This is a genomic window from Romboutsia sp. 1001713B170131_170501_G6 (genome assembly GCF_015668195.1).
Classification (GTDB): domain Bacteria; phylum Bacillota; class Clostridia; order Peptostreptococcales; family Peptostreptococcaceae; genus Romboutsia_C.
Genome location: NZ_JADPFC010000001.1, coordinates 706,216 through 719,164, shown reverse-complemented (window position 1 = coordinate 719,164; position 12,949 = coordinate 706,216). Strand labels below are relative to the sequence as shown.

The 12,949-nt window shown below is 24.9% G+C and carries 9 protein-coding genes; 2 read left to right on the top strand and 7 right to left on the bottom strand.

The window, feature by feature from the left end; translation table 11 throughout:
* Position 1 precedes the first annotated feature (1 nt).
* The 6 genes from I4U89_RS03590 to I4U89_RS03565 all read right to left on the bottom strand — a co-directional run bounded on the left by I4U89_RS03590 (position 2) and on the right by I4U89_RS03565 (position 8,962).
* On the bottom strand, positions 2-1,822 hold the full coding sequence (locus I4U89_RS03590) for a DUF2194 domain-containing protein (RefSeq protein WP_195938409.1): 1,821 nt from the start codon (positions 1,820-1,822) through the stop codon (positions 2-4).
* Positions 1,815-2,525: a hypothetical protein gene (locus I4U89_RS03585; RefSeq protein WP_195938407.1), complete on the bottom strand. Its 711-nt coding sequence runs from the start codon at positions 2,523-2,525 to the stop codon at positions 1,815-1,817. The genes I4U89_RS03590 and I4U89_RS03585 overlap by 8 nt, the downstream gene beginning before the upstream one ends.
* 178 nt (positions 2,526-2,703) lie before the next feature.
* Complete coding sequence (locus I4U89_RS03580) at positions 2,704-4,728, bottom strand: NAD(P)-dependent oxidoreductase (protein WP_195938405.1); 2,025 nt, start codon at positions 4,726-4,728, stop codon at positions 2,704-2,706.
* A gap of 177 nt (positions 4,729-4,905) precedes the next feature.
* Positions 4,906-6,327, bottom strand: a complete 1,422-nt coding sequence (locus I4U89_RS03575) for an MATE family efflux transporter (RefSeq protein WP_195938403.1) — start codon at positions 6,325-6,327, stop codon at positions 4,906-4,908.
* A 465-nt stretch (positions 6,328-6,792) separates the two neighbouring features.
* Positions 6,793-7,341 (bottom strand): ferritin family protein, encoded by a 549-nt coding sequence (locus I4U89_RS03570; RefSeq protein WP_195938401.1) that lies wholly within the window; start codon positions 7,339-7,341, stop codon positions 6,793-6,795.
* A 385-nt stretch (positions 7,342-7,726) separates the two neighbouring features.
* A complete protein-coding gene (locus tag I4U89_RS03565; RefSeq protein WP_195938399.1) occupies positions 7,727-8,962 on the bottom strand; it encodes a VanW family protein in 1,236 nt (411 codons plus the stop codon).
* A 658-nt stretch (positions 8,963-9,620) separates the two neighbouring features.
* Between I4U89_RS03565 and I4U89_RS03560 the strand changes: the two genes are divergently transcribed.
* Positions 9,621-10,208, top strand: a complete 588-nt coding sequence (locus I4U89_RS03560) for a hypothetical protein (protein WP_195938397.1) — start codon at positions 9,621-9,623, stop codon at positions 10,206-10,208.
* A 219-nt stretch (positions 10,209-10,427) separates the two neighbouring features.
* Entirely contained in the window at positions 10,428-11,474 is a 1,047-nt protein-coding gene (cax, locus tag I4U89_RS03555; RefSeq protein ID WP_195938395.1) for a calcium/proton exchanger, read from the top strand.
* A 57-nt stretch (positions 11,475-11,531) separates the two neighbouring features.
* On the opposite strand, the gene I4U89_RS03550 is transcribed toward cax, so the two are convergent.
* Positions 11,532-12,812, bottom strand: coding sequence for an alpha/beta hydrolase (locus I4U89_RS03550; protein WP_195938393.1), 1,281 nt, complete (start codon positions 12,810-12,812; stop codon positions 11,532-11,534).
* Positions 12,813-12,949: the final 137 nt, after the last annotated feature.

Below are 12,949 nucleotides of genomic sequence, written 5' to 3'. Positions count from 1 at the left end.
ATTATTTACCTCCTGTTGTTATACTAAAATCAGTATTAGTTGAATGTATAAGGTAAATATCTTCATCTATTTTTTTATAACTACATCCTTTAGTTTTTATTATATCTTTATCACTTCTAAGTATATAATAATCATTCTTTGAGGTATCTTTTGAATATCCTTTTATAGTATTTTCTTCAAAAGAAAATACACTTTTAGTTTTTAAATATGTGTCTAAGGATTCTACCCCTTGAGATATAGTATCTACTTCTAACCATCTAAAGTCTTTATAAACTATCTCCATAATTTTTTCAAAGTCCTTTTTAAGTTCTTCCCAACTCATACCATGATTTCTTTCTGGATCTAATATGTCATCTGGATGTATAAAGTGAGAAAATACTCCATTTATAGTTATACCATTGTATATCATCCATTTTTCAAATTCCTCAAAATCATAACCTGAACTATATCTAGGGAAATTATATATTCCATCTTTTCCTTTTGAAAATTCTTGTTCGTAAGCTAGTTCATCATTACCTACTACATATAAAGATGATATAACATTAATACTTGGTATACCTTTTTTCAAAGCTTTTATACCTTCTTCTGTTATAATATTAGATGGCGGTACATATCCTCTTATTACATAATTTGGATATATATTATGTATAAATTTATTTAAAGCTATCTGTGCCTTTAACATTTCATCATAGCTTTTCCATGGCTTATATCCAAGTTCTTTACCTACTAAGTATTTATTAGTAGTAAGCGGCTGATGATTAAATCCATGTATACCTATTTCTCCGCCAACCTTTAGCAGATTTCTACCTAAAGTTACTAGATTTTTAGAATATGCATTTCCATTAAAATTTTCTATATTATTAGTTACATCTTCATAGTTATATATTAAAAAACCTGTTGGAACTGCATTATATTTTTCACACATTTTAACAATATCTGGCCACCATATATTAACAAAAAATTTTTCATCATTAACATGATAATATTTATAAACTATATCCGAACTTCCATTAGGCATTGGAGCCGGGAAATCATCTATATCTAAAACCTTAGAATTTATAATAGGATATATAAATTCATCTCCAGTTCTATAAAGTATTCCTGTTAATATACCTCGATTAGACTTTTCACCTAAAAACTGTCCATTTGAAAATATTATTTTACCACTGCCTAGTTTTTCCTCCCAAAGTAGAGGAATATTATTATCAGCATTTATATGAACCTTAACACCTTTTTTTAATTTAACATCTAAAGAACTATTTTCTGTATCTTCAGTTCTTTTAAGTCCGTTACCTTTTATAAGTATATTAGATTTAACATACATACTCTCTGCTTCTACTAACTCGTTAATACTTTCTATTCCTAAGTCACTTGAATATTTTTTTACATTATCACTAATCAATGGTCTTTGTGCAAATATTAAATTTCCTCCTGATTTAGAATAATTTATAAGTTCGTCTAAGTAACTAAACTCTTGTAATCTTTCAGAGTTTATTATAACTGCTTTGTATCCTTTTATATCACCTTTAAAATTTTTAATATTTTCATTTATTATAGACTTATCCATAGATTTTATAATCTCATTAAAATTACTTTCGATCTTTTTGGATTCTTTACTTTCATCACTTAATATTAAAAACTTTTCATCGTATTTTTTAATAGCACTTTCATATTCTTTTGATGTATATACTTTTTTATCTAAGTTTGTGGTTTTTGTATTTTGAATTTTATCAAATATATAGTTATTTTTCATAAGAGATATTAAAAAACCTAAAACTAAAATTATAGATGTAAAAGTTATTATAAATCTTTTTCTAAACATTATCATCACCTTCTATCCAAAATCTTAGTATATCTAATCCTTCTTTATCTAATTTAATATCAGATTCTCTTAATGATTTTATAACCTTTTCAAAATTCTTTTTATCGTTAAGTGTATAGTAAACTTCTAATAAAAACATATATGGTTTATAACTTCGTACAAATTTTTTCATATAGTTATAAGAATATACTATAGCTTTATCATAATTTTTAATGTCTATATATATTTTTATTAGTTCATTTAAGTAAATTTCATCTTCTTCTATATCTCTTAGATAGTTCTCTAATGCTAATTTATAGGTATAAATTAATCTTTTTCTTTCTTTTTCATCTATTAAATTACTCTCTATACATTCTTTGAGAGCTTTTATATACTCTTTACTTATTTCTTTATTCTTAGAATTTTTATAATAATTAACTTCCATATCTTGTATAGCGACTGTAAGCTTACTTTTAAGTTGTGTTATAGCCGTTGCTGCATAGTGAGATGTCTCACTATCTTCATCTTTAAGTGCTTTTAATAAAAATTCTAGATATTTATATGAATCTTCTTTTAGCATTTCTATAACTAGATTTCTTTTTATAGTATGATCATTTAAATTTAGTGCATCTTCTATTGGTATTAAGTCTTTTTTATTTTTAAGCTCTGCTTCTCTAATAAGCAAACTTATATTTCTATCATACTCATTTTCTTTATCTATCAAATACTGTCCATTTTCACTTTTAATAAAAAATTTAAATAAATAGATAAACAATATATATATAATACCTAAAAAAGGAATAGCTATAATTAGTAAGAAATTGGTGTAAGCATTTTTCACTCTAAAAATTTTCATAAGTAGTAGTATAAATAGACCTATTAAAAAATTAATGACATATATTTTAATCATCTTCATCTACTCCATCTACTATTTTTACTGTTAGATTTTTACCCATTAATCTGTCTACTACTACACTACTTTCTTCTTCATTAGTGTTGTTAAGTATTATGTATACATAATTATTATATACTCCAGCTAAATCAGTACTTCTTATGCATTTAGATATTTCTTTAGATAAAAAGTTAATATTATTTAACATATTAACTTTTAAAAGTGTATAGTCTGACTTTTTCTCTTTCTTAGATATCTCACATACTTTTAAGGCACTTTTTAGATACTCTTTTCTTAAAAAGATAGTATCATCTATATATCTTTCTTTTTTAGTTGCTTCTTCATAATTATAAGCTTTTATTATAGATGTCTCAATTAAACTTACTATAACTTTAAATAGATTTTGATAGTATAAATTCATCTTCGAAAACTTGATTTTATCTACAATTATAATACTTATTATTTTATTATCTTTTACTATTGGTGCTACCATAGAAGGTAACTTTGGATTTAAGTTTTTATTTATATACATTTCTTTATTTAATAGTTTATCTTTAGCTTCGTATAAATCATCTATTTTGATACTTTTTAGTGGGTTAAAATCCTTATTATTAGATTTTACATTAAGCCTTAAGTAATCATTATTTAAAGTATATATAGATATATTATTATTTTCTAAAAACTCTTCCATAATATCTATAGATGATCTTAATATATATTGAGGCTTTAAACTATCTAGCTCTTTTACATAAGAATATATCTTACCAAAACTATCCTTAGAGCTTATAACTTTTTCTTCTAGCTCTCTTTTTTCTTCGTATGTTGAGTTGTATATATCTTCTAAAAATTCATATTTACTATCTTTTTCTTCATTTATTCTTTTTAATTCTTTTATTTGATTGTTCTTAAAGTCACTAGCATATCCTATATATATTCCTAGCAATACATACATTAACATTTGAACTAAAGATTGACTAAGTACAAATATTGATATAATAGATATTCCTTGTGATAATTGGTTTGATATTAATAATAAACAAGATAATATAGATGCTATTACAGATTGCTTCATTCCATGCATCATACCTATTACAATTATATATATAATTTTTAAGTCTATTACAGTAAATATTGAATTATTCTTAGATAAAAATGATGATATAAAGCATACAATCAAAAATATAACTATGTTTTCTACATAGGGCTTAGTTACTTTTATAAATTCATTTTGTTTTTTATTTTTTTTAATTGCTTTTATTTTTTCAGTACTATTAGATTCGTTTATATACTTATTGTATATAGCTATTATCTCTTTACTTAAACTAAATTTTATATAAAAGTTAGTATCTTCTTTAAATTCTTTAAGTCCTTTAGTATTTATTTTTTCTAATATATAAATACCTTTATTTTTTATAATGCTTAATACTAAATTATATATATCTTCATCGCTAGCTAATTCATACCCACAAATATAATATTCTTTATTGATATTATACTTAGATAATAGGTATGTAGCTTCTGCCACATCTAAATAATGAATATATCCATTTTTTAAGATATTATCATAATTCTTATTTTTATTATTTGCTATATCTTTAATTATGTTTAATACTATATCTTCTTTTTCTTTTAAATCTACCTCACCATATACTCTATCTATGTATAAAATAGGCATACTTATGTCATATAATTTTTTAAATTCTCTAAAAATATTCTCACAAAGTATATGTTCTTTACTTTTATTCTTTAGATTTACCATTATAATTTGGGAAGTTTTATAAGTTTTAGATAACTCTAAAATGTTTAGTAGTATATTACTCTCGATATTATGATTTATATATATAACTTTATCAAAGTGTGTATTTTTGAATATATAATCGTATTTATAATTTAATAACTCTAATTTATAATTTTTATAATATGGTTCTTTTAGTTCATCATCACTTAAAATAAACACTTTATTTCCCTCTTTATAAAATCTATGTGCTATTGATTTTATTAGAGAATTAACTCTTCCTACAATAAGTATTTTCATCTTACACCACCTTTTTATAAATATTACTTTCATCATAATATTTTAGCACTTTTTGTCGATTTTTTGTGTAGATTAATCTATTTGTCATATATTTCAATAAAAGATTAAATATTTCAAATTATATATCTAATGAAAAAATTATAATTTTCTTTCTATTAAAAAAGTAGCTAATATAAGCTACTTTTCATCCTTATCATTTTCTTTTTCTAATGCGTATTCTTCTAACTCAGTTTTTAATATGTCTTCTCCTTCATCATTTAATATCTTATAACTTCTTAATTCTTTGTATAGGACTATTATAGTAAGTATAGTAGATATTAAATCTGCTAAAGCTTGAGATAACCATACTCCATTGAGTCCAAAAAATTGTGGAAGTATTAATATAAATGGTATTAAAAGTATTACTTGTCTAAGTAAGCTTAATAACATAGCAACTTTAGCTTTACCTATAGACTGTATAAAATTACTTCCAGTTATTGATATACCAACGATTGGCATCATAAACAAATAAATTCTAATTCCTTGTATGGATATTTTCATAAGTTCTTCATCTTTATTAAATAATCCAATAAAAAATTTTGGATACATTTGTATAAAAAATGTACCTATAAATAATATAATTGTTGCTACACTCAAAGACATTAAGTATGCTTTTTTGACTCTACTGTATTTTTTAGCTCCATAGTTGTATCCAATTATAGGTTGTGCACCTTGGTTAAGTCCAAATATAGGCATTAAAAATATCATAGCTATTGAAGAAATTGTGGTCATTGCACCAATAGCTAAATCTCCTCCATAAGTTCTTAATGCATTATTAGATATAACTTGAACTAAGCTTGCAGCTAGTTGCATAAAAAATGGCGACATACCTATAGCAAATATACTGATTACCAAATTTTTTCTTAATATTAAATTATTTTTCCTAATTTTTAAATTAGATTTTTTAGATAAATAATAGAAAATAGTAAGTATCGCCGTTACACATTGCGCTATTATAGTAGCTAGAGCCGCTCCTTGTATTCCCAAATTAAAAATAAATATAAATAAATAATCTAAACTTGCATTTAATATGCATCCTAGAATCATGATTCCTGATGATATCCTAGGATTTCCATCTGCTCTTATAGAATGATATAGTGAAAAAGAAAGCAAGTTAACTACACTTCCTACAAGTATTATATCTATATAAGTTTTTGCGTATATTAAAGTATTTTCACTAGCACCAAATAGTATAAGAATATCTTCACTGAATATAATACCTATTATAGTTAATATAATACCTATTATTAAGGATAATGTTACTGCATTTCCTAAAAGTATCTCTGCTTCATATTTTTTCTTTTGACCAAGTTTTATAGATATATTAGTAGTTGTTCCAATACCTATTAACATTCCAAATGCAAGTATTATAGTAGCTATTGGCATAGTTATTCCAAGTCCTGTTATAGCAAGTGGTCCAACTTCAGGAATTTTTCCTATAAACATTCTATCTATCACATTATATAAAGCATTAACAAGCATTCCTATAATTGCTGGTACTGAATACTTAAATAATAAAGAATTGACATGTTTTACTCCTAGTTCAGTTTGTGAATGCATTTAGATTCTCCTTTTATATTTTCTTTGTATTAATATAGCCTTTAAATTTTAATATATATTTATAGTTATTGTTCTACTATTTTTTATAAACTATTTGTGACAAGTTTTGTGATACTTAAAAGTTTTTAATCTATATTCCATTATTTATAATATGACTTAAATTTTTTAAAAATAACTTTTATTTAAATTTTTCATTAAAATTTTATTTCATTTTAATTCTTCTTATTTATATCACTTTTAAAAATTATACAATTTTCTTATACATAAAAAATTCGCTTCGCTTAAGCCACTGCATGGGCGCTACACTTTATGTCGCCAACGACTTCGTCCGTTGCTCAAAATTTCTTTTTTACGCTCTCCAAACTGATTGGTATTACTTAAACCTCAATAGTTACCCACAGTTTTTTAAGTATTATAATTTCCTTGAGCGTAAAAAAGACTACCTTTTAAAGATAGCCTTACTTACTATTTATTGCTAAAATGTCTTTTTAATAATCCTAAAAATGCTTTACCATGTCTTGCTTCATCTTTACACATTTCATGAACAGTATCATGTATTGCATCTAATCCTAATTGCTTTGCTTTTTTTGCAAGCTTTAGCTTTCCATCTGTTGCACCATATTCAGCTTCAATCCTTGCCTCTAAGTTAGACTTAGTATCTGCAACAACAACTTCCCCTAAAAGTTCAGCAAATTTTGCTGCATGTTCAGCTTCTTCATAAGCTATTCTTAAATAAGCTTCTGCAATTTCTGGATATCCCTCTCTATCTGCTTGACGACTCATTGCTATATACATTCCAACTTCAGTACATTCTCCAACAAAATTAGCTCTAAGCCCTTCTAGTATTTCTTCATCTATCCCTTTAGCTATACCTATTCTATGTTCATCAGCCCATATTAAATTACTATTCATTTCTTCAAACTTTTCACTTCCTACATTGCACACTGGACAAGATATAGGCAAATTTTCACCTTCATAAACATAACCACAAACTGTGCATACAAACTTTCTCATAACAACAATACCTCCAAGATTTTTAATTTATCTTAATTTTTAGTTAATTTTAATTATTGCATCCTTATATACTATTGTATTTTTTATATACCCTTATATTTCATTATATAAACAGAATATACCATCAAAAAATTATTTTTTATAATATTTAGAAATATAGTTATATTTCTAAATATTATAAAAAGAAACGCAATATTAGGATTATAATTAGTTTTCTTACTATATTATACATTTTTTTTTACATTTTTAAGTGAAATCATAAATTTTAATAATATTTTTTATTTTTTAAATCTTAAGTAAATTAACCGTATATTTTTTTATACACTTAATTAAATTTTAAAATGAAAAAACATTTTAATTTCATGCAAAAAACCAGTAATTATTTTTACTGGTTTTTTATTTTATATATACTTTTAGCTACTAATTCTTCTCGCTCTTTTTGATTGTTATTATCTAAATATACTCTATAAGTATTTACATATATTTTTTCTTCTTCATGCTTTTCATCAGTTCTTATATATAACTTCTTTTTATCTTTATCACATCCATATATTTTGGTTGTTATAGCTCCATTTTTTATTATATTTTTTATATAAATTGGATGACTATATGGATTTTTAAACTTAAAATCTATATAACCATAGGAAACTGCTGCATCTTTTCCTTTAGGTGCATATCTAGATGGATAAGTGTGATTATGTACTTCTACTATCTCCATATTAGATATAAGAGCGGCATTATATATTGTAGTTGAAACTTGACAAACTCCTCCACCTTCTCCGTTTACATATTTACCTCCTACTATAACTTTTGCACTTTTATACCCATTAGACCAAGTTCTAGGTCCTGTAGCCGTATTATATGAGAAGGTCTCATTTGGCATTATAACTATATCACTTGTACTCTTTCCTGATGTATATATATTGTTTCCTCTTGAACTTTTGTCATTAAAGCTAGTACTGTATTGGCCTAATATAGCATTTATACTTTTTACATCTGATGTATTAATTTTTGGCTTTATTACTTTAACAGGAAGGTATATATCTTTTATTTCTTTTTCTTTTATAATTTCATATATTTCTTCTTTTAACTTAGAAATATCCACTTCTAATCCATCTTTTGATTCAGTTGTTTTTATTTGTGAACTTTCACTTATACTTACAGTAGCATTTACCTCATTTTTATTTATTTCTTTTTTTATAGATTCTATTACTTCACTAAGTTTAGCTTCATCATATGATGCTTTTAGCTTTATTTTATGTTGTTTTTTTATAGCTAAATCAAATATTCTTCTTAGGTTTAATAAATTGTCCTCAGTTCTTGTATAATCTTTTGCTAATTTTACTGCTTTATCTACATTATAATTTAATTTTATTATATCTTTATTTATTACCCATGTTTTTTGATTGTACCTTATATTTATATCTTTAGGATGGTAATATTCATTTATTTTATCTTCAGCTTGCTTTGTAGTTAAGTCTTCTACATTTATATCTTCTATATATATATTTTTAAATATCTTAGGGTCTTTTATAATTTCATTTTTTTTCATACCCAAATTAAAAAGCGATACTATAACTAGTATAAGTACAATATTTATTTTGGTTATTTTAGTAGTCATATTTTTCTCCTTAATTTGTTGTCTTTATTATTTTCTCCTCTTAAGTATTTTATATTCCTATATATAACTAAGGTTTCAAATTGATTCAACTTTAATTTTAATTTTAAAATTTGAATCATTGTGGTATTTTTGAAATTTCATTTAATATTTAAATTTTTTTATAAAAAAATATAATTTTTAATATACTTTTTTAAGTATTATGTTATAATAAATTATCAATGAATATTAAATTGAAATCCATCTAATAATATTTGTATTTTTAAAATAAGAAAAGAGGTAAGCTTAGCCTCGTATGTAGAGAAATCTGCATATGGTACAACCTGAATTGCAGGTAATTCCTAAAGCCTAAGTGCCACAACGTAAAAGCGAATAGCTTTAAGCGTGAAGGAACGAAAGTAGAAAGAAGTCTTAGGATGGTATATGGTTAAACCCTAAGTACCAAAACAATGGATGTTCTTGCAGGGAAGTCCCGAATAGGGAAACCTTCAACGACTAGAGATTTATCTCGTACACTATAAGCGATTGATAGTGGAAGTAGGTTGCCCCTAACGAGTAATGTCGAGGGTGAAGAAATAGTCTGCTCTCATATGAAAGTATGAGAAGTTTTTTAAGAAACTGCATAAGCCTAGCGAACTTATGTGAACAAATGGTGTCTATTATGATAAAAAGAGTAAAGTTATCTAAATTTAATGGAGAACTATGTGAAAACTTATATGCTGATGTATGTTATATAACAGCATCTAACTTTAATGATGTTGCTAATTTATACAATAGGGTGAGTGATGCTCTAGATAATAAAAATTGGTTAAAGTCTCGTGATGAGCTTTATTTGATGGATGTTTTAGATAAAGGTGGATTTATAATTGGTTGTTATGTTGAAGAAACTTTAGTTGCTTCAGCTCTTTGTGAAGCTCCTAGTGGTGATTACTTAGATTATCTTTACGAACTAGGGCTAGATGATTGTGATATTAATTCTAGCTATGTATCTGGATATGTGATGGTAGACCCTATTTATCGAGGAAATGCTCTTCACAGAATACTTATGGAAACTAGAATAGAAGAATCTTTACTTAGAGGTAAAGATTTTATAATAACTGCTATAGCTAAAGAAAATATATTTAGCTTAAATACGGTTTTAAAGCTTGGATTTGAAATCCAATTTGAAAAAGAAAACGAATATGGTATAAAAAGAAATATACTTACAAAAAGATTAGTAGAACTTTCTGAGGAAGAATTTACTGCATAGTACTCTTTTGTATACTATCTTGAAGGCATCTTTATGCAACCTAGTTATAAAACTTGGCTATATAAAGATGCCTTTTATTTTTCTTAATTAAAAAATTATTTGAGTATTTTATATAATAAGTGCGTACTATAACTATATCTTTTTTATTTATATATTCTAAGGTAATAAATGTTATAATAGTTATAAATCAAATTATATTTTAACTCTCTGGAGGTATATATGAATATTTTAAAGTACTTATTAATTTTTATACCTATAAGTTTTATAGGTGAGTTTATGCATTTCCCACCTACATTCATGTTTATTTTAGCTGCTTTATCGATAATACCACTTGCTGGTCTTATGGGTGAAGCAACTGAAGAAATTTCTTTTTATACAGGTCCTAAAATAGGAGGTTTTTTAAATGCAACCTTTGGAAATGCAACAGAGCTTATAATTTCTTTCTTTGCTTTAAAAGCTGGCTTATTTGATGTTGTAAAATCATCTATCGCAGGTTCTGTAATTGGGAATATATTATTAGTTTTAGGCGCTAGTATGCTACTTGGTGGAATAAAATACAAAACTCAAACCTTTAATAAAAAGGTTATAGAGACATCAGCAAGTATGCTTTTATTTGCAGTTATCGGCCTTTGTATACCTGCTGTATTTACACATACTATTGATCCTATTCTTTTAAATACTAAATATGAAGGCCTTAGCGTGGTAGTTGCAATAATTATGTTTATTATATACATATTAAGTTTAGTTTTCTCATTCTTTACTCATAAAGATATATATTCCGTAGACCATAGCGATGATGAAGGTAGTGCTAAATGGACATTAAAAAAATCTATTATTGTTCTTGCTGTAGCTACTATATTTATAGCTATTGAAAGTGAGTTTTTAGTTAGTGGTATAGATGCCTTAACTAAAACACTTGGACTTAGTGAATTCTTTGTTGGTATAATACTTATACCTATTATAGGAAATGCAGCAGAACATTCTACAGCTATTGTTATGGCCATGAAGGATAAAATGGATGTAGCAGTTGAAATTGCCATTGGGTCAAGTTTACAAATAATACTATTTGTCGCTCCAATTTTAATATTTTTAAGCTTATTATTTACTCCTATGAGCATAGTATTTAACCCTTTTGAATTAGTATCTCTTATCTTTGCTGTTTTTATTGTTAATAGGGTTGCTAGTGATGGAGAAAGTAATTGGCTAGAAGGTGTTCAATTACTTTCTGTGTACTTTATAATAGCAGCAGGATTTTTCATATTATAAATTATATATAAAAAGCACCTAAGTAGGTTTATTAACTACATACGGTGCTTTTGTATTTTAATTTATTTCTATTACTTTTCTTAAATTAATATCATTTTCAAAGTTTTCTATTCTATGTGCATTAGAGAAGTCTACTTCATTTTGTATAATTTCTTTGTTTTCATATCCACAATCTTTTATATTATATTTTCCAAGATATCCTCCATTTATTATTGAATATAGAGGATCTCCTTTTACTATATAATTTTCTATAAACTTATCATAGTCTCTGAAAAAATCACTATCTTTCCATTTTTTATTATTAATATCTATAAATCCATTTGCTTCTATTGATTTATCAAAAAACTCAATTAATTCTTTTTTATCTTTAATTTTTTCATCTGTTTCTGAGAGTATATCTGCATAAGCTGATATATAATACCCAACTAAACTTTTTTTGAGTATTAAAGGTCCATATTCACCTTTTATATGGTTAGGGTTCATATTATTAGCGGAATTAAAAGTTATCCCCTTTATATTTTTATAATCATTGTTATAAAGTTCATATATAGCATACTGAGTTAAAAGTCCTCCTAGTGAATGACCTGTTATATATATTTTATCTTCTTTATTTATAATTGGGTTTAAAAATTCTATACAAGCACTTCTTTGAGGATGAGGCATAAATTGTGTTAGAAAATTACCTAGCCAATCTTTATAATCTTTACTAGCTTGATAAGCTATTATTAAAGCATCTCCATTTTTTAAAGCTATAGCAGAAAAACCTTTAGTATTTCCTGTAGTTCTTATTATAGTAAAATCACTTAAAAGATTATATTTTTTTCCAAATACATCTTTTACTGTTTTACCTACTTTCATTTTTTCTATACCTTCATAACTTAACTTACAACTTTCAAGTAACATCTTACCATTTACTTTTACATTTTTACTTCTAAATTCTGGAGTTATAAATTTATCATTTATTTTTGGATTAGTTCTATATTTTAATTCATATTCATTACCTATACCATCATTATCAAAATCTTCATCTTTATCTTCTACGCCATTATTATCGCTATCTTTTTTATTAGGATTAAGATTTAGTTCAATTTCCAGCTTATCATTTAATCCATCTTCATCACTATCTTTTTTATATTTATTACTTCCTATTATTTCTTCAAGTGCATCTGTTATTCCATCATTATCACTATCAGTTTTCCATAAAATATTATCTTCATTTAATAAATTTTCTAGTATTTCTTTATTATTTTTGTTTAGTTTTGGTTGTTCATTACTGTAAACTACAGTGCTAATAATAAAAAATAAAATTAAAATTACACAAAATATTCTTTTTATCATAGTTTATCACCTATTTTTTATATAATATTATTTTGTTAATATTTTATGCTATTTGTAATTTTTTATATAAATATGCTTAGTTTTCACATAATAATCTTTCCCTGCATATAAAAAGTAGTTGAAAAATCAAAAATTCT